The 20,191-nt window shown below is 39.3% G+C and carries 12 protein-coding genes; 7 read left to right on the top strand and 5 right to left on the bottom strand.

Annotated features, from left to right (window positions below):
- The first annotated feature begins 265 nt into the window (after positions 1-265).
- From B9Y87_RS21460 to B9Y87_RS21490, 7 genes are all read left to right on the top strand, one after another.
- A complete protein-coding gene (locus B9Y87_RS21460) occupies positions 266-3,682 on the top strand; it encodes a TonB-dependent receptor (protein ID WP_085501000.1) in 3,417 nt (1,138 codons plus the stop codon).
- Positions 3,683-3,692: 10 nt separating this feature from the next.
- On the top strand, positions 3,693-5,447 hold the full coding sequence (locus B9Y87_RS21465) for a RagB/SusD family nutrient uptake outer membrane protein (RefSeq protein WP_085501001.1): 1,755 nt from the start codon (positions 3,693-3,695) through the stop codon (positions 5,445-5,447).
- Between the two features lie 167 nt (positions 5,448-5,614).
- Positions 5,615-8,125, top strand: a complete 2,511-nt coding sequence (locus B9Y87_RS21470; RefSeq protein ID WP_139827312.1) for a hypothetical protein — start codon at positions 5,615-5,617, stop codon at positions 8,123-8,125.
- Positions 8,126-8,222: 97 nt separating this feature from the next.
- Positions 8,223-10,010 (top strand): FAD-dependent oxidoreductase, encoded by a 1,788-nt coding sequence (locus B9Y87_RS21475; protein WP_245808774.1) that lies wholly within the window; start codon positions 8,223-8,225, stop codon positions 10,008-10,010.
- A 65-nt stretch (positions 10,011-10,075) separates the two neighbouring features.
- Positions 10,076-11,191 (top strand): hypothetical protein, encoded by a 1,116-nt coding sequence (locus B9Y87_RS21480; RefSeq protein WP_139827313.1) that lies wholly within the window; start codon positions 10,076-10,078, stop codon positions 11,189-11,191.
- Between the two features lie 57 nt (positions 11,192-11,248).
- Entirely contained in the window at positions 11,249-12,688 is a 1,440-nt protein-coding gene (locus tag B9Y87_RS21485; RefSeq protein ID WP_085501004.1) for a carbon starvation CstA family protein, read from the top strand.
- Positions 12,685-16,053: a VCBS repeat-containing protein gene (locus B9Y87_RS21490; protein WP_085501005.1), complete on the top strand. Its 3,369-nt coding sequence runs from the start codon at positions 12,685-12,687 to the stop codon at positions 16,051-16,053. The genes B9Y87_RS21485 and B9Y87_RS21490 overlap by 4 nt, the downstream gene beginning before the upstream one ends.
- A gap of 146 nt (positions 16,054-16,199) precedes the next feature.
- On the opposite strand, the gene B9Y87_RS21495 is transcribed toward B9Y87_RS21490, so the two are convergent.
- The 5 genes from B9Y87_RS21495 to B9Y87_RS21515 form a co-directional block, all read right to left on the bottom strand.
- On the bottom strand, positions 16,200-17,381 hold the full coding sequence (locus B9Y87_RS21495) for an acetyltransferase domain-containing protein (protein WP_085501006.1): 1,182 nt from the start codon (positions 17,379-17,381) through the stop codon (positions 16,200-16,202).
- 137 nt (positions 17,382-17,518) lie between these two features.
- Positions 17,519-18,553 (bottom strand): methyltransferase, encoded by a 1,035-nt coding sequence (locus tag B9Y87_RS21500; RefSeq protein ID WP_085501007.1) that lies wholly within the window; start codon positions 18,551-18,553, stop codon positions 17,519-17,521.
- A gap of 12 nt (positions 18,554-18,565) precedes the next feature.
- Positions 18,566-19,111 (bottom strand): acyl-CoA thioesterase, encoded by a 546-nt coding sequence (locus B9Y87_RS21505; protein ID WP_085501008.1) that lies wholly within the window; start codon positions 19,109-19,111, stop codon positions 18,566-18,568.
- 141 nt (positions 19,112-19,252) lie between these two features.
- On the bottom strand, positions 19,253-19,522 hold the full coding sequence (locus B9Y87_RS21510; RefSeq protein WP_085501009.1) for a hypothetical protein: 270 nt from the start codon (positions 19,520-19,522) through the stop codon (positions 19,253-19,255).
- A 159-nt stretch (positions 19,523-19,681) separates the two neighbouring features.
- Positions 19,682-20,101, bottom strand: a complete 420-nt coding sequence (locus tag B9Y87_RS21515) for a RidA family protein (RefSeq protein ID WP_245808777.1) — start codon at positions 20,099-20,101, stop codon at positions 19,682-19,684.
- Positions 20,102-20,191 lie beyond the last annotated feature (90 nt).

Consider the following 20,191-nt stretch of genomic DNA (forward strand, 5'->3'; position numbering starts at 1 on the left):
AGGGACCTTTTCCGGTTACCTGGACCTGAAAGAGGACATAGAAAAAGTGATCGGGACCATTGGAGAGGCCACTGACCTGGTATATGAACGTACCGACGACAACAAAATAACTATAACCAACTAAACACAAAACGCCAATGAGAAAAACCTGAAATTCGAAAAAAAAACCAACAAAAAAAAGCCGGAGGATGTTTGCCCATCCACCGGCCGTGAAAAAATTAACATTGCTGTACTAGAGCAGCATTAACTTACCAAAAACAAAATTATGAATAAAATTTTCAAGCGCGTTCCCTTGTGGGGTGAAAAAACCCTTTGGCGCGGAATAATTACCATTATGAGGATATTTATATTGTTTATATGTATCGGTCTCAGTTCGGTGTATGCCAACCTAACCAATGCTCAAACCAAGATTGATATTAATGTTACGGGAGTAACTTTTGAAGAGCTCTTTAAGGAAATACAGAATAAAAGTGAGTTTGTTTTCTTTTATAAGGATGATGTTTTGAACAGGGATAAGAAGATTTCTATTCGATTAAAAAATGCAAATGTTGCCACTATTTTGGATAATGCATTTTCGAACACGGATCTTGATTATAAAATTGACGATAGACAGGTTGTGGTCAAGAAAAAAGTAGTGCCGGTCCATACGGTAACAGTCACCAATGACCCAAAATTACAGGGTTTTTCCATGTCTGGGACTATCACGGATGATACAGGAGTTCCTTTGCCAGGGGCCAGTATTGTGGAAAAGGGTACTACCAATGGTACCCAATCCGATTTTGATGGCAACTTTACCTTGACCGTTGAAAATGGGAATGCAGTTTTAACCATTTCCTATATTGGTTTTGCGACAAAGGAAATCCCCGTTAATGGATTGGAAGTTGTAAATGTCAGTTTGGAAGAAAGTTCTTCAGGGCTGGAAGAGGTTGTAGTAGTTGGATATGGTACCCAGGCCAAAAAGGATATAACTGGTTCGGTCAGTGTAGTTGACGGCGATGAAATTGTAGCAAGAAGTACTACTAATGTCTCCAATGCTTTACAGGGCTCCGTAGCCGGTGTAAGTGTTACGAGGAGCAATTCGGAACCTGGTGCGGGAAACGAAGTTAGGGTTAGGGGTGTAACCACTTTACAGGGCAATAGCTCTCCCCTCATACTTGTGGATGACGTTCCTGTATCCAGTATTAATGACGTGAACCCAGATCAAATAGAAAGCATTTCGGTACTTAAAGATGGGGCATCAGCTGCCATTTATGGCTCTAGGGCCGCTGCAGGAGTTATTATCATTACTACGAAAAGAGGGAAAAGTGAGGTTTTCAACCTGGGATATAGTGGGGAGTATTTTATTAATACACCTACTGAGACAAGAAAATCGGTGGCTGCCATACCTTATATGCAAATGGATAATGAAAAGGCCTGGAACGACAATGGAAATGATGGTAATGAATACCCTACATGGTCAGAGGAACTAATCTCCAACTATACGGCGAACAATGTGATTAACCCGGACCAGTATCCCGATACTAACTGGAGGGATTTAATATTGAGAAAGTCTTCCTCGGGTTACAGACATAACATTAATATAAGTGGGGGGTCAGAAAAGGTAAAGACCAACGCCACCTTTGGTTATGAGTATCAAGATGCCTTGTACGCCCATAGGGACTGGAAAAGATATAATGCAAGGATCAACAACGATATAAAAATATCAGATAAACTTGGTGCTACATTGGATTTTGCAATGAAATTGACAAAGGATGACAGGCCAACTTTGGATCCTACTGCTAGGGCTATAAAGTCAGCACCGGTTTATGCTGCATTGTGGGCAGATGGAAGAATTGCCGAAAGTAAGTCCGGGGATAATGTTTATGCCGAATTGCACCATGGAGGATATCAGACTAACGAGAATTATTTGTTCTATGGAAAAGTTGGTTTGTTTTATAAACCCAGTGAATCCCTGAAGATTTCGGTGAATTTGGCTCCTAATTTTGAATTTAATAAGTATAAATTCTTTAATAAATCTATTCCGTATTGGGATTTCGATGACCCGAACAAATTGGCTAATCCAAATTATATTTCTGGTCACAATTCTACCCAAACTTATCTTATTGAAAGAAGGGCAAATGACAACACGATTACTACCCAAGCTTTGGTCAATTATGATGAAAGTTATGGCAATCATAATATTAGTGGTGTAATAGGCTATGAAGAGTTTTCATCGCAAAGTGAAACTTTGGGTGTTCGAGGTAATGAATACGTAAGCAGTGATTATCCTTTCTTAAACCAAGCACCAATCGACAAGGTTTTTGATAGTGGTACAAGCGTTTCTGAGAATGCCTATTCTTCGTATTTCGGAAGGTTGGCCTACAATTATAATAATAAATATTACCTCCAAGGTACAGTTAGAAGAGATGGCTCCTCAAGATTTGGTAAAGATTACAGATGGGGATCATTTCCTTCATTTTCAGGAGGTTGGGTTGTTTCCAACGAAAACTTTATGGAATCATTGGATCCGGCTATTTCATTTTTAAAACTTAGAGCTTCCTATGGTAGCCTTGGTAACGATAGATTAGGGAACTATCTTTATTTATCGGTTCTTCAATTTAGTAATGCCTTAATCGCCAATGGAGGTAATGTAGAGGCGGTAAGGTCTGCCGCCCAGAGGTTTTTGGCTATTGAGGACGTAACTTGGGAAACCACTACAACATTAGATCTTGGTATTGATTTAAACCTTTTCAATGACAGATTGTCCATAACCGCAGATTACTTTAAAAAGGATACCAGGGACATGCTTTTGGATCTTAGTATACCGGCATTAAGTGGTTATGATGATCCTACGGTCAATGTAGGTGGGATGGATACGACGGGTTGGGAACTTGGACTAACTTATCGTCAAAGTATAGGGGATTTAAGGATTACTACCTCTTTTAATATTTTTGATTCAAAATCCATAATTGGCGATGTAAACGGGAAACGTTTATTTGATGGGAATATTTTGTCTGAGGAAGGTAGCGAATTTAGATCTTGGTATGGTTACCAATCAGATGGATTATTCCAAACGCAAGCCGAAGTGGACAATTCGGCTACGACCAGTAATGCAGTAAGGCCTGGTGATATTAAATATAAGGATATAAGTGGTCCGGACGGCACACCTGATGGGATAATCAATGAATTGGATAAGACCATTTTAGGAGGGTCTTTGCCGCGCTATCAATACGGAGGGAATCTAAATTTGACATACAAGAAGTTCGATCTAGGAGTGGCTTTTCAAGGAGTTGGTCAACAAAACTTTAATCTAGCTCCAATTTTTATCAGGCCATTTCAAGAAAGTTGGCAATCGCCATCTACCCTGTATGCGGGTAATTATTGGAGTGTCTATAATACTACGGAACAAAATCTAAATGCAGCTTATCCACGTTTGTCAGAAAATGCTGTGGGCAACAACTATAATAGCTTTTCAGATTACTGGTTGCTCAAAGGTTCTTATTTCAGGGTCAAGAACATTACATTAGGATATACTTTGCCCTCAGATATATTTGGAGAAAACGGATTTTCCTCTCTACGCTTATATGTTGCAGGAAACGACTTGTTTACCATTGATAAGTTGCCGGAAGGGATAGACCCGGAGCAAGGGAGTGGATATTTGATTACAAAGTCCTTTATTATTGGGGTAAAAGCTAATTTTTAAACTTATAAAAATGAAAAACTATATATATAAAACAATTTTTAGTATTGGATTCCTGTTTGTGGGATTTTCATGTACTGAGTTGGATTTGGTGCAGGAGGATGCGGCAAGTTCAGGAAGTTGGTATCAGAATAAGGATCAATTTAGACAATCACTAAATGAAGGATATAGAGAGGTTTTTTGGCCTGTAGATCAATCGCCAGAAGGCTGGACTGACGATTGGCAAAGAAGGGATGCTCTTGATGCCATTAAGGCTGGAACAGTTTCCTCGGAATACGGAACAGCATCTACTAATTGGTCCAATATGTACAAAGCCATTACTAGAATATTGGTGGTAATTGAAAAATTGGAAACACAGGATGTGCTTTCGGCAGAGGATACCAAATTATTTAAAGCTGAAGCTAATTTTTTAAGGGCGTCTTACTGGTCCTATCTTATTTCCCATTACGGTGATGTGCCATTTTATGAAGAGGAACTTACGGTTGATGAATCTTTTGAGATAGGTAGAACAAATAAGGATGAAATACTCCAAAGAATTTATGTCTATTATGATGATGCAGCCCTTAATTTGCCAGTTTCGTATGGTGGTTTAAAGTATGCCACAAAGGGAGCGGCCTATGCCATGAAGGCTAGGATTGCGCTATATATGGGAGATAATGCTATAGCGGCAGAAGCAGCGGAGGATTGTATGGATTTAGGGGAATACGAGCTTTATCCTAATTTTGAGGAACTTTTTGTTTCCAGTACCAAAAATACTAAGGAAACCATATTTCATATTCCTAGGAATTCAGATTTAAATGAGAATAGAAACGACAACGTTCGTGATTATTTGCCACGAAATCACGGGGGTTGGGGTGCACGACAACCCACATGGGAACTATTGGCCTCCTTTGAATGTACAGATGGTCTGCCAGTTGATGAATCTCCACTTTTTGATCCACAAAATCCATTTAAGAATAGGGATCCAAGATGTAGTATGACCATTGTACCTTTTGGTTCATTGGAAGATGGGGATGGATTGACACCAAGTGATGGTTCTAATTTCATGGGCCTGGAATACACGCCTAACCCCACTAAAAAAGAAGTAATGGATTTTGCCTCTAACAGTCTGATAAAAAATAATGACACCCAATCTGTAGCCGCCTTTGCCGCCTTTAATGGTTTGGCATGGAAAAAGGGCGTGGATGAGGATTGGAAGGACTATATAACAGACCCGGATTTAATAGTCATTAGATATGCGGATGTTTTATTGATGTATGCGGAGGCAAAAATTGAATTGAATCAGATTGATGCCAGTGTTCTCGCAGCAATAAATGCAGTTCGTGATCGTGCATACGCTAATTCAGGTATACCAAATCCTGCGGTGACAACCACAGATCAAGAAGAACTACGCCGAAAAGTTAGAAGTGAAAGACGGGCAGAACTTGCCTTTGAAGGAAGGCGGTATATGGATCTTATACGCTGGCGTCTAGCGGAAAAAGCACTTACGGGAACCTCTTACGGAATGCTGAATGTAGCCACAGATGGAAATGTTACTGTCCCTCCAACAGGACCCTTAATGGACAATGTAGTAAACCCAGGACTATGGTTCTGGGGTATGAAGCCAGAAGTAGACGAGGATGGTTTACCTGATTTTTCGGCCATGTTAAATGCCGGACTTTGTAGGTCCCTGAATACCATTAATTTCCCAGAGCGTCAATATTTGTGGCCTATACCTGCTTCCGAGCGTTTATTGAACCCAAATTTAACCCAAAATACAGGTTATTAATAGTGTGTTCCCTGGGAATAGCAGTATTTCCAGGGATTCTTTTTTATTTTTCGAAAAAGAGGTTTGGTCGAAGTTGGTAATAGAGTAACTGCTAAACCCCTTTATTTTTTGAGATATAAATTAATTGAATTTAGTCACGCAATTTCAACATTAAAAAAAATAAATTAATGATAAAAGCTGTAAATACATATTTCTTTTGTCTAGTGAGTATACTGTTGTTTGGTTTTACCCTATCCTGCAAAGACAAGATAGATGAAAATGGAACTGAGGAGAAAGCGGATAAATATATTTCACTTAGTGGGATATACCCACATTTAGCGATGTATAATTTGGGAGGTGAATGCGGAACTGGAGCAGTGGTACCCTGGGCCAATAAATTATGGGTAATAACCTATAGCCCTCATCAACCCAATGGTTCATCTGATAAATTGTACGCAATAAATTCGGATCTGGATCAAGAAGTCAGGGAAGAAAGTATTGGTGGAACCCCTGCCAACCGTATGGTACATCAAGAAAGTAATAAACTATTTATAGGACCATACGCCATAAACGGGGATGACGGCAAAGTAACGGCTATTCCCTACGAAGAGATGCCAGGTAGACATACAGGTAATGCCAGACATCTTACAGATCCAACCGGAAAGATATACTATGCTACCATGGAGGAAGGGTTTTATGAGGTTGATGTAAATACATTGGATCCAATAACGCTTTATCCTGATGCCAATGCATTGCGCAAGGCCAAGGATATGGCGCAATTTGGTCCGTTATTGCCAGGCGCCCATGGAAAGGGCTTGTATTCAGGCCAGGGAGTTATGGTTTATAGCAACAATGGGGAGGCTAATCATGCTGCCTTAGGGAAATTTGATGTGGAATCCGGTTCATTGTCGGAATGGGACGGGAAGGATTGGAAGGTAGTTCGTAGAAATCAATTTGTAGAGGTTACAGGACCCGGGGGTATTTACGGAAATAAAGATCCGGAAAATGATCCCATATGGGCCACGGGATGGGATTTTAAATCAGTACTGGTGGGAGTTCGAAATCCGAAGACTGGATGGGATTATTATCGACTGCCTAAAGCAAGTCATTCTTATGATGGGGCACATGGATGGAATACCGAATGGCCTAGGATAAGAAATATTGGTACCGAAGAAACTCCCGAGTTCTTAATGACTATGCATGGTATGTTCTGGCATTTTCCAGGAACTTTTAGGGCCAATAATTCTGCTGGTATTAGACCTCGTTCATCTTATCTTAAAGTAATTGGTGATTTTTCTAGATGGAACGATCAATTGATTTTTGGATGTGACGATTCTGCAGAGAAAGAGTTTTTAAATACCCGTAAGCAGAAAGGTAGTTTAATAGGTCCTGGGCAATCCAATTCCAACCTTTGGTTTACCACTCTGGATAAGCCAGATGAATTGGGGCCTAATACCGCTGAAGGTGCTGTCTGGATTTCCGAAGAAATCAGGGCCAATGAATTATCGGAACCATTTCTTTTTACTGGTTGGGAAAAACGATCTGCTTGGATTAAGAACGAAGGTAATTCAACGGTTACTTTTAATTTTGAAGTAGATAAAAAGGGTGATGGCAACTGGACTTCTCTAAAAACTGTTGAAGCCTCAGCAGGCGAGTCTATGCATATAATGTTCCAAGATAACGAAATAGGAGAGTGGGTACGCATTAAGCCAAACAAAGCTACAAAGGCTACAGTTCATTTTTTTTATGGTGATACGGATAATAGAAACGGCCAGCCAAATGGTATGTTCCGAGGAATAGCAGATATTTCGGATAGGAATGCCATTGGTGGGCTCTTGTGGGCTCTAGGGGACAACAGACGAACCTTGGGAGTATTGGCCGGAAATGTCTCCACTGCGGGATTCCATGAAACAGGATTCTATGAATTGGATTCATTATTGAACTTGGTTAAAAAAGAGGATGACAAAACTGTGCAATTAATGAGGGACAAGGTAGCCATACCCAAAAACGTAGTAACAACTGACGCCGCTTCTGTTTTAATAGTAGATGATCAGGGGAGACGTTGGAGATTGCCCAAGGGCAATGACGCATATAGTGAGGGGATGGATAACGGAGCACTACGCATATGTCGTGAGGTTTCTACCGAACGAGATTTATTAAATTGCTCAGGCACCTTTTATGAGTTGCCTGCGGAGAATGCCGATGGTTTTGCAAAAATACGGCCTGTTTCCTCTCATAATATGCTTATTCATGATTATGCCTCGTACCGCGGACTGTTCGTTTTAACCGGTATTGAAGATGATTTTAATGGAAACAATGAACATGTAATCACATCTAAAGATGGGAAAGCCAAGGTATGGGCGGGAACAATAGATGATTTGTGGAAATTGGGTAAACCAGTAGGCGTAGGGGGGCCATGGAAAGATACTATGGTAAGGGCCGATGAGCCTAGTGATCCTTATTTAATAGGATTTTATGACAAGAAAAGTATCAAAATTTCCAATCTATCCAATAAAACGGTTACTTACAAAATTGAGGTCGAGCCCATAGGGCATGGACCCTGGATGACCTATAAGGAGGTAACTGTTAAGGGAGGTGAAGAGTATAACTATACTTTTCCGGATAACTTCCAGTCGAGATGGATCAGAATTGTTGCCGATAAAGATTGCCAGGCTACTGCGCAATTGGAGTATAGATGAAATTTTGTATAATTTACGGAGGAAATAGAGTTGAAAGTTGAGATACTATTGCCTTTCGTGACAAATAAACTTTTTTAAATCAATTAAAATAAATTTTATGAAATATTTAGTTCTGATTTTGTGCTTTTTCAGTATCAATTATATGATTTCCCAAGATATGCTGTTGGAAGCGGAAAGTTTTGACGACAAGGGGGGATGGGTCGTTGACCCGCAATTCATTGAGCAGATGGGTTCTTCTTATCTCCTGGCCCATGGTATGGGAGAACCGGTGAAAAATGCAAAAACCGAGGTTAATTTTAAGAAGGATGGCGAATATAAGGTTTGGGTTCGCACCAAGAATTGGGTTCCAGGGGAATGGAAAGCTCCTGGGAGATTTCAAATAAAAGTAAATGGCTTGGTGTTGGAAAATACACTGGGCCTCCGTTCTGGATGGGGTTGGGAATATGCCGGAGCCGTCCAGATAACGAATAAAAAGAATACTTTGGAACTTGTAGACCTTACAGGTTTTAACGGTCGATGTGATGCCATCTATTTTACCACTTCTGATGTTGAACCGCCTTCATCCATGAAAAAGTTGGCTACTTGGAGGAAAACTGTAGTTATGGAGCCGGTGGCACCCAAAGTTACCAAGAAGTATGATTTAGTTGTTGTAGGTGGAGGAATTGCCGGTTGCGCAGCGGCTATAGCAGCCGCCGAGGAAGGGCTTCAGGTTGCGCTAATTCATGACCGACCTGTATTGGGAGGTAATGCCAGCAGTGAAATTAGAGTACATACCTTGGGTATATATGGTAATTTTGAACGAATTCTTAAAAAGTTGGATACGGAGCATTATCCTAACGGATCCCCGGAAGCTCATAAGGACCAGATAAAAAGGGACAACAGTGTAAAAAGTTATGAGAATATTTCCCTCTTTTTAAATTGGAGGGCCTATGATGCGAAAGCTGTTGAAAATAAGATCAATTATGTAGATGCTCGTCAAACAGCAACCGGGGAGCGCATTCGCTTTGAGGCACCACTTTTTGTAGATTCAACTGGAGATGGTTGGATAGGTTTTTGGGCCGGAGCAGAATTTTCTTATGGCCGTGAAAGTGTGGATAAATACGGGGAAGAATGGAAGGAGCATGGGGAATTATGGAGTCCAAAACAGCCAGATAATGCAGTGATGGGTTCTTCGGTACTTTGGCGTTCCTATGAGGCAGAACAAGTGGCCCAATTTCCAGAAGTACCTTGGGCAATGCCTGTGGCTAGGGATTATGCCAAGGTCAAAGGGGAATGGCAGTGGGAGTTTAGTCGTAATGATCTTCATCAAATAGATGACGCCGAGGAAATTCGCGATCATATGCTCCGGGCTATTTACGGTTCTTTTGCTAATGCCAAGAAACAGCCTGAAAACGCCAATCGAAAATTGGAGTGGGTATCTTATTTGGTAGGCAAGCGTGAATCCCGAAGATTGGTAGGGGACTATATTTTTACATTGAACGATGCCAAAACGGGTAGAACTTTTACAGATGGAGTGGTGGAAGAGACTAGGGAAGTGGACGTGCATTATCAGACGGTGTTGGAGGATGAAAAAAATCCCGATTTTATTTCTGAAGCACTTTTTTACAAGACCCCTAAATATTATATCCCTTACCGAAGTTTGTATTCAAAGAATATTAATAATTTATTTATGGCCGGTAGAAATTTCAGTACTTCCCATGTTGGTCTAGGTGGGCCAAGGGTAATGAGGACAACAGGACAAATGGGGGCAGCCGTTGGTTTTGCGGCATCACTATGTAAAAAGTACGATGTAAGCCCAAGGGATATATATACAGGTTATTTGAACGAATACATGGACCTTATTGAAAAACAAAAATATACCCCTATTCCAGATTCCAAGAAATAGTAGGGGTGATCTATAAAAGATACATGAAGCTAATCCCAAGTCATTAAAGGAGTAAGTAAATTATCATGAAAATATTAATTGTCATCATATTAATTTGCGGATTGAGTCTTATGCCGACCCAAAAAATGATCAGGAACTACAATATTGATGGGCAAAAGAGGGCCTTGACAAAAAAGCCGGAGTACTATGCCATGGAATGGCAAGATGGCATTGCATTGTACAATAAGCCAACTTCTTATTTTATTGAGGTGGAGACCATGGGCAATCAAAATGTTGATATGCTCGTAACCGATCTGCAAAGACCAGTTCTCTATACGGCTGATATTTGTACCCCAGTTTGTGCGGATGGCGAGTGTAGGTTGATGTATCTTACACTTTATTGGAATTTATTAGGATCCTATGTTGGTTATGATAAGGTAGAAGGCCAATCATTGACAAAACATGATCATGTGGAATTTGTGGATCAGGATTATGAAAAATTACACCAGTTATTGTTGGATGACAATTCAATTCTAAAAAGAAGGAAAATCGATGAGTTGGTTTCAAAGCCAAAAGAGTCGGATATTGATGGTGCCGATGCCATAGCGGGTGCAACGATAACGGAGGTTAAGGAATCAGTGGTAGATGGGGCGCTTTATTCTTGTTATGTAGCCTGGAATATTGCCCATGGCCCCATTAAGGAAGAGCTTCAGGAGTATACTGCCGCCTTGTTCGATAATGAATTAAAGCGTTATATGCTCATGAGTAATGAACAGGATTATCAAATGTATGCCCTTAATTCCTTGAGTGAATCTGAATTCTTGGAATATAAGGACCGAATAGCACAAATTTTCGGGGAAAGTATTCCTTTGGTACGTACTTATATTGTGCAAAATCTTCCTAAATTGTTCTGGCAAACCGAAGATCTCCAAATCCCTTTCTGGGAGAGCTTTGCTGAGGTTGATATTAATACTAGAAGTTTGTTGCTGAATCATATTCATGAAGCTCCTGTCAATGTTTTGGTGTCATTGGGTAGAAATTTGGAGCTAATGACCAAAAATCAGTTGAAATTATATCTCGAGGCCATTGAAAAAAATGTATCGACGAGCCCTGAAATTAACGCCCAACTTTTGCGGTTTGCCGAGTCCGGTAACCACACATACGGCTATATCGTAACAGAATTTTTGGAGGATTTGGAATAATTGGGTAGAGGTGATTGATTTGGAAAAAATTGAATTTGTAATTATAACATTATTGAAATGATATCATTCTTATTGTCTATTGGAGCTTTAATACTTGGTTATTTTACTTACGGGAAATTGATGGAAAGGATATTTGGAGTGGACAAGGATAGGGAAACACCAGCAGTAAGGCTTAGGGACGATGTTGATTTTATGACATTGCCCACATGGAAGGTCTTTCTGATCCAATTTTTGAATATAGCAGGCTTGGGACCCATTTTTGGCGCCATTGCAGGGGCTATGTTCGGGCCTGCCGCTTTTTTGTGGATCGTATTGGGAAGCATCTTTGCAGGTGCGGTGCACGACTACTTTTCAGGAATGTTGTCCATTAGGCACGATGGATTGAGTATTAGTGAAGTGGTCGGTATTTATTTAGGACCTACAGCAAAACAGTTCATGCGCCTTTTTTCAGTGGTCCTGTTAATTTTTGTGGGGACCGTTTTCTTGGTAGGTCCGGCTAAAATAATTGATGGAATGACTGGAAACATCTGGAGCGTATGGATTTGGGTGGCCATTATTTTGGTTTATTACGTGCTATCCACATTACTACCTATAGATAAATTAATAAGTAAACTTTACCCCATTTTTGGAGTAGCCATGTTGCTAATGGCCATAGGTTTGGTAATTGCACTTTTTTTTGGGGACTACAATATTCCCGAACTGGTTCCGGCGAATTTAAGAAATATGACCAGCGATCCAGAGGCAACCCCTTTGTTTCCAATATTGTTCATAACCATTGCCTGTGGTGCCATTTCCGGATTCCATGCCACCCAATCTCCGCTCATGGCACGTTGCATGAAAAATGAAACACTTGGAAGAAAGATTTTTTACGGCACCATGGTCACGGAGGGGATTGTGGCTTTGATATGGGCTGCTGCGGCAATGACATTTTTTGGAAATGTGGAAGGTTTAAATGGAGCCATGATAGACAATAACAACAATGCCGCTTGGGCCGCCAATGAGATATCTCTTAACATGCTCGGCCAAATTGGGGGAGTATTGGCCTTATTGGGAATTGTTGCTGCGCCAATTACATCGGGCGATACCGCATTTAGGTCTGCACGCCTAATACTGTCCGATATATTTAAGTCCAACCAAAAGAAAATAGTCAATAGGCTGCTTATTAGTCTACCCCTTTTCGTAATCGCCTTTGTCCTTACCCAAATAGATTTTGGAATTATATGGCGATATTTTGCCTGGAGCAACCAAACTTTGGCTATGATCGTGCTTTGGACTATAACCGCTTATTTAATATATGAAAACAAGGCCTATTGGGTTACCTTATTACCGGCAATTTTTATGACAATGGTCTGCAGTACCTATATTTTAATTGCCCCGGAAGGTTTTCAATTGCCCAATGATGTTGCTTATATAGGTGGTACGCTTATAACACTGACTATTACTATTGCATTTTGGGTGTATACCGCCCAAAAGAAAAAAATTTTTGTTGGGGTATGACGCAAAAAAATCAGACTATCATTTTTATAACCGTTCTGTTTATTATTGGTTTGGTGTTCTTTTCCTGTTCAAATGATCGAGCCCGAAAAATTATTGAAGAAGAGCAGGAATTATACACCGTATTAGGGGTGGAGGATACTGGTCTCAATTTTGTCAATAAGCTGGAGGAAACCACTACTATGAACGGCTTTTACTATGAATACTTTTATAATGGGGGAGGGGTTGCAGTGGCCGATTTTAACAATGATGGACTTCAAGATGTCTATTTTGTAAGTAACCTTCGGACCAATAAGCTATTCTTAAATCTGGGAAACCTAAAGTTCAGAAACGTGAGTGTAGCTGCCAATGCCCAAGGCAATGGCGGTTTTCCTACAGGTGTTACCGTTGTGGATATCAACAATGACGGCTTAAAGGATATTTACATCCTTAGATCAGGTCGATTTGAGGCCGATGAACCATTACGTAACCTGTTGTTGATAAATAAAGGCATGAATAAAGACAATATTCCTGTTTTTGAGGAGGATGCGAAATCATATGGACTGGACTTGCCACATTATTCAACCCAAGCTTCTTTTTTTGATTATGACCGTGATGGGGATCTGGATATGTTCTTGATCAACCATAATATAGAAATGTATGGAATAGAAGAGACTGCTGATATAATGAAGGGGACAACGGATAAGATTGGTGAAAAACTTTATCGTAACGATGACGGAATGTTTGTCAATGTTTCACAAAAGGCAGGGATTATCAGCAATAATCTTGGTTTTGGCCTAGGTCTTGCCGTTGGGGATGTTAATAATGACGGTTGGCCAGATGTTTATGTAAGCAATGATTACTATGAAAAGGATCACCTTTATTTGAACAATCAAAATGGGACTTTTACAGAAAGTTCTCTTAAATCATTTAATCACATGTCTACATTTTCAATGGGCAATGATATTGCCGATATCAATAATGATGGTTTGTTGGACATAATATCACTTGATATGATGGCGGAGGATAATTATACCCAAAAGACCAGTATGAGCGGAATGAACGTAGCACAATTCTACAATATAGAGAAATTGGGTCTTCATCGACAATATATGTACAATGCCTTACAGATCAATAATGGTAGCTATCCCAATACAAACATACCTGCCTTTTCCGATATAGCGCAACTAGCAGAGATATCCAGTACAGATTGGAGTTGGGCCCCATTGCTTTTGGATATGGATAATGACGGATATAGGGATTTGTTTGTTTCCAACGGTATTAAAATGGATTTTAGAAACAATGATTTTGCAATTTATTTGGAAGAAAAATATCAAGAAGGTTTACGCAGGAGAAAAGTAGATTTAGCGAAGCATGTGGATGATTTATTGGACAAGCTACCAGAACGAAAAAAAGAAAATTATTTTTATCTCAATGGAGGGGATCTAAAATTTAACAAACTGGCCGTTAATCAAACAGCCACTTATTCCAATGGCGCAGCCTATGCTGATTTTGATAATGATGGGGACTTGGATATCATAGTTAATAATACAGATGATTTCGCCCAATTGTACCGTAACAATCAATCAAGAAATACATTTTTAAAAATTGTGCTAAAAGGTCCAGATAAGAATATTGATGGTATTGGAGCCCGAATAGAGGTTAACGCCAACGATAAAACCTTTTATGCCGAAAATTATTTCTCAAGAGGTTTTCAATCCGCAATGGCTTCACCTATTCATTTCGGCCTTGGGGATATAAAAAAACTTGATTCGGTAAAAGTGGTTTGGCCAGACGGGCAATATCAGATTTTCACCAATATAAAGGCTAATCAAGAAATTAATATTCAATATGCTCCAGAAGGGAAAGCAACGTTCGAAAAGGATAAGCCAAATTATACATTTCAGGATATAACGGAAGACTATGGCATAAACTTTAAACATGACGAAAATGATTATAATGATTTTTCTTTGGAATCCTTAATGCCCCATAAAATGTCCCAATTTGGGCCATGTATTGCGGTTGCCGATGTGAATAATGATGGTTTGGAAGATTTTTACATTGGAGGGGCTATGGGGCAATCAGGTGTGTTGTATTTACAAGCTACAGATAATATGTTTGAGAGCCAACCCATGGAATCTTTTGAATTGGACAAAAGCCAGGAGGATACCGGCGCTATCTTTCTGGATGCGGATGGGGACGGAGACCAAGATCTTTATGTGGTAAGTGGGGGAAATGAAAAAGAAGCAGGAAGCTTATATTATTTGGACCGCTTTTATGAAAATAATGGTAAGGGCAAGTTTATAAGAAACGAAGATGCTATTCCGGAAATTCTTGGTAGTGGTCAGGTTGTGAAAACTTTGGATTATGATAGGGATGGAAGTCTTGATCTATTCATCGGTTCACGATTACAGCCCCAAAATTATGGCTATCCTTCAAAAAGTTTATTGTTAAAAAACATATCCCATAATGGTAGCATTGAATTTAAGGATGTCACGGATGAAGTTTTCCCCGAGCTAAATGATTTAGGGATGGTAACAGACGCGCTATGGGTGGATTTGGATAACGATGAATTTGAAGAACTGATAATTGCCCAGGAATGGGGAAATATTCAGGCGTTTAGTTGCAAGAACAATGCATTTTTTAATATATCCGAACCATTAGGATTAAATAATAATGTTGGTTGGTGGTTTAGTCTTGCTTCAGCCGATATTGATAATGACGGGGATATGGATTTAATTGCAGGAAATCTTGGCCTTAACTATAAATATAAGGCATCAGAACAGGAACCATTCCACTTGTATTTAAACGATTTTGATCAAAATAACACTAATGATATTGTTTTGGGATACCATGAAGGAGAGCAAATGTATCCTTTAAGGGGGCGGGAATGTTCTTCCGGACAAATGCCCTTTATAAAGAAAAAGTTCCAAACTTATGAAGATTTTGGAAAGGCTAGTTTAAGAGAAGTTTACGGCGAGGAATTAGATAAAGCCCGTCACTTGGCAGCTACAAATTTTGCAACTAGTATTTTGATAAACGAGGAAAACAAGCGTTTTAGTTTTTCTCTGCTTTCGAACACTGTGCAGATATCCTCGATTAACAGAATCTTGACTTTACAACATAACGAGGAAAAAAATATGAAATTAATTCTATTTGGAAATCTTTATGGTTCTGAGGTGGAAACCCCTAGAAATGATGCTAGTTATGGGCACTATCTTATTTCGAAGGGTGACGGTATTTTTGAGCCTACCATGGCACAGCAATCGGGTTTATATGTCCAAGGGGATGTAAGGGCGGCTTCCTATATCCATCTAGGAAGAAACAAGCAAAAGGGAATGTTGGTAGCTAGAAATAATGCACCTTTACTTCTGTACAAAATACCATAAAAAATATTGATGGATTTTGAGTTGATTTAGTTAGTTGTGGAAAGGACAGGGTTAAGCTTTGTCCTTTTTCTTTCTTTGAAATTTAATGAAGGTTTTTATTGAAGTAAATACCTTTGGGAATCATTGAAACTAATCTGGTATATGGATTATAAATAACTCAACCACCATTTATCCTTATTATTAATCTTATAGATCATATATTTCTTACACCATGGGTATAGTGCAAGTACTACCCCTATCCAAACCATATAGGTGACCCATAGGGGGTATCCATAAGTGACCAGTGTTTCGTTCATAAATACATCGGCGGTCAAAATCATATTTTTCCAGTTTCCACCAAAAATTATAATTCCAATAATTGCTGCAGTATGGATTACCAATACGTGTAGGAAATAATAGAAGAAGGGAACTCTTCCAAAAATTAAAAAGAAATTGGTGATCGAATTTTTTACATTTTCAATAACATTAAGGAACAGTAGGGCAGGACCAATAGTTATTAGAACAAATGCCAAGGAGGGAGGATACTTGGTAACATTAAAAAAGGAAATTATGGTTTTGGAACTGCTATCCCGAACGGTCCATGGCACCAGATCTCCATAGACATTCAAACCCCTTATTACAAAGAATAGGGCCAAGGCTCCCAAGCCCATACGTAACAACCATGTTCTTCTTAATCCCTCATCAAAGTCCTTTAAATATAGCTGTCCCAAGCAATAACCCAGTGCCATTAGTCCTATCCAAGGAATAACAGGATAATGGAATAATATCATTTTATCGGGACCGAGGACCATGGTATGGTTCTGATGCAACAGGTACCATACAATGGCTTCAGGACTATTTCCTTGCATCACCAATCCGTCCAATAGATTGTGGCCAGCAATAATAACAAGCCCCAATACTAGAATCCATTTATAGGGTAGATATATCAAAAATGATAAACAGATCATACTAAGGCCAATGGCCCAAATAACCTGTAGTATGGGAAAACTATAGCTTAGGTCAAAGGTCCATATTAAGTTGTTGACCACCACCTCCATAAAAATTAACCAAATCCCTCTGGTAAGCAAGAATTTGGAGAGTTGGGATTTTGTTTTGTTTCTTCCATAGAGGAAAGCAGAGGTCCCGGCAAGAAAAACAAATACCGGGGCACAATAATGGGTAATGAAACGTGTAAAAAACAATATGGGCGTTGTGGTTTCCACATTGGTAGGGTCAATAAAAAAGGAGCCGTAGTTAAAATAATCCCTAACGTGGTCCAAGGCCATAATTACCATAACCAAGCCCCTTAAAATGTCAATGGACTCTATTCGGTTGGTTTTTGGTTTCATATATTTAAGGTATAATGTAACATTCTTAAATATAATTGTTTCAAGCGTTTAAATAAAAAAATCCCAGGTAATATTCAAAATATAAAGGTTGGTCTGGGTCACATCGATTCGAATTTCAAGGAAAATTAGTGCGAAATCTATTTTATGGCGATCGCCGCACTGGTTGCGCCTGTTAAAGGCAATAACGAAGTTGATTTAAACCCGGCTTCTTTCACCATATGGTCAAAATCCGAAAAGGAGAAATCATAGCCTGCTTCTGTCTCAATCAGCATATTCAAGGACATTAAAAGTCCAAAGGCATTCTTGTTTCTTTCATTGTCAATGATATTTTCAATGACCACAAAAGCTCCTCCCTCCGGCAAGGCAGCGTAGGCTTTTTTGATAAGAATCTTTTTATCATTGGTGCCCCAATCATGTAAAATGTTGCCCATGGTAATTACGTCCGATTTTGGAAAATCATCCGTAAAGAAATCCCCTGAGGTAACTTGCACCTTATCTTTTAGCCCCATATTCTGCATGTTTTCCTTTGCAATTGGTTCTACCTGGGGCAGATCTATGGATGTACATTGAATATGTTGATTGTTCATAGCAACATGCGCCGCTAAAAATCCTCCTGCCCCGCCAATATCGCAGAGGGTTTTGTATTTTGAAAAATTAAATGTTTTGGCAAATTCTATAAAATTTCCCATTTGTACCCCTGCCATGGCCCGTACAAATTCACGAAGTTTTTTTGGATCGGCATAAATCGCTTCGAAAATAGGTTTCCCTCCATTTTTGGTTTCATTTTGTGGCAAACCTGTTTTTAGGCCATCCTCCAGATTGTTCCAAAAAGGATACAAACGGTTGTTGCACATTTCCAAAATGCCACCAATATAGCTAGACTTGTTCTTGTCCAAAAAGAAATCTGCATCTTCCGCATTACTGTAAAGAGCACTTTCCTTTAAACCTTTTCTTTTTAAAAAGTCCATGGCAACCAAGGCGTCCAGAAAATCATATAGACTGCGCGAATGCAATCCCAACCTGGATTGAATATCCTTGCCAGATAATTCCCGTTTGGCCAAAACGGTGAAAAGTTCCATATTCACTGCCGTGAGTAAGGTTTTGGTTCCGAAAAACCCTGTACCTACCTGCAAAATTTTTGAGGGATCTACTGTAATCTGCGCTGCTTCCATGTTACAAAATATTTAGATTAAAATGTTACTGCTACCTTTTAAAAGATTATTATCGTTTTTAAAAATTTCGAGTATTCTTTTAGGTGCACCCATCTCTGACCTAGTGACCCCACATTTTTTTATTATTATTCTTATATCCTGGGCCTTTTTGCCTCTCCAAAAAGCGGCCTTGGTATAACCAATGGCGCAGACTAGGCCTTTCTGTTCAAAAACCTGGCTATGATATACCCATTTGTCATCCCAACCTTCCAGTATAAGGGTGATTGTGAAAGTTGACCATATTCTTAAAGGTTTTTTATAGATGATCTTTTGAGACCCCAAAACGGCATACATTCCCTTTTTTACCGTATGCTCAAATAGTTTAGATCGGAACATTTTTTCAAATCTGATAAAGTCCATATAATATGGGTATTTGGCATTGGACATATACCTGAAGGTGTCGCAATCTAAAATGCCTACCCTTCGTTTTCTTGTTTGCTTTGATGTAAGATCAACTTCCTTCCACAATAATTTCGAACAGATAAAAATGTACAATAAATGCAACCAATAATAGACCATAAAAAACGTGTTAATTTTTTTTACTAGTAGGTTAAGTTATTGAGTTTATATTTTAATCTAATGGGGAGTGTAATGTGATCTCTTTCAATTTATTGCTTGGTTTTTAAATTCAAGAATAGTACTTGGGGTTTAAGATCCGCTTTACAACTCTATTTGCATGGACAATACTATTGGTTCCAATACGGTATGTTTGTCCTTGATAGCCTTGTTCTTGGGGTCGTTAATAATGGCTCCAAGCTTTTCCATGTCCGCATCCTCAAAAACCAAAACCACTGAATTAGGGTCATTTGTGTCCTGAAAAGTTCTAAAACTGGATACTACAGAAGAAAAAAGTCTTACACGATCTTCATGACCCTTAAGCCAAGTATCAATGTTTGCTACCTTGTGTCTGGTTACAATTGTTTGTTTCATTTGTATTGTTTTTATACTTAATTTTTGTTGGATTTGACTACCTCATTTTTTTAAAATAGGCACTAATATTTTCGGATAATAACTATTTGATTTTTCAGAATACAATGTAGGCTAAAAGCGCAGTTGGTTCGATCTGCGTTTTATGGAATTACGGTATTGTTATTTCGCTTTATGCACCTCCATTTCAATTTCTATCATAAACTCTGGCAGTGCCAGTTCCTTGACGCCTATCCAAGAACCTGTGGGGAATTGATTTTTATAAATCTCATTTCTATAGGCGGCAATTTCTAGAAACATGGGCATGTTGGTGGTGAATACATTTTCTACTACCACATCATCGAAGGTGCAACCGTAGTGAGCCAGGACCTTTTCCAAATCGGAGTAACAGTTTTTCATTTGCTGTGCAATGTCTCCTATTGCGGTCGGGTTGCCTTCATCGTCCATGCTAACTGCCCCGGAAATCTTTATTTCGTTTCCAATTTTTACGGCATGTGAATAGCCATAGGCCTTCTCCACTTCAGGCCGCAGTAGAAAGTATTCGGGAATTTCCTTTTCAACAATAATCGCAGGTTGATCCATAGTTTCAACTGCGGTTTTTTCCTTGCAGTTGAAGCTTATAGCTATTAGGGAAACTAATAGAATTTTTATGGATAATTTTCCTTTTTTGTG

This window comes from Arenibacter troitsensis, from assembly GCF_900177645.1.
In the GTDB taxonomy this organism is placed as follows: domain Bacteria; phylum Bacteroidota; class Bacteroidia; order Flavobacteriales; family Flavobacteriaceae; genus Arenibacter; species Arenibacter troitsensis.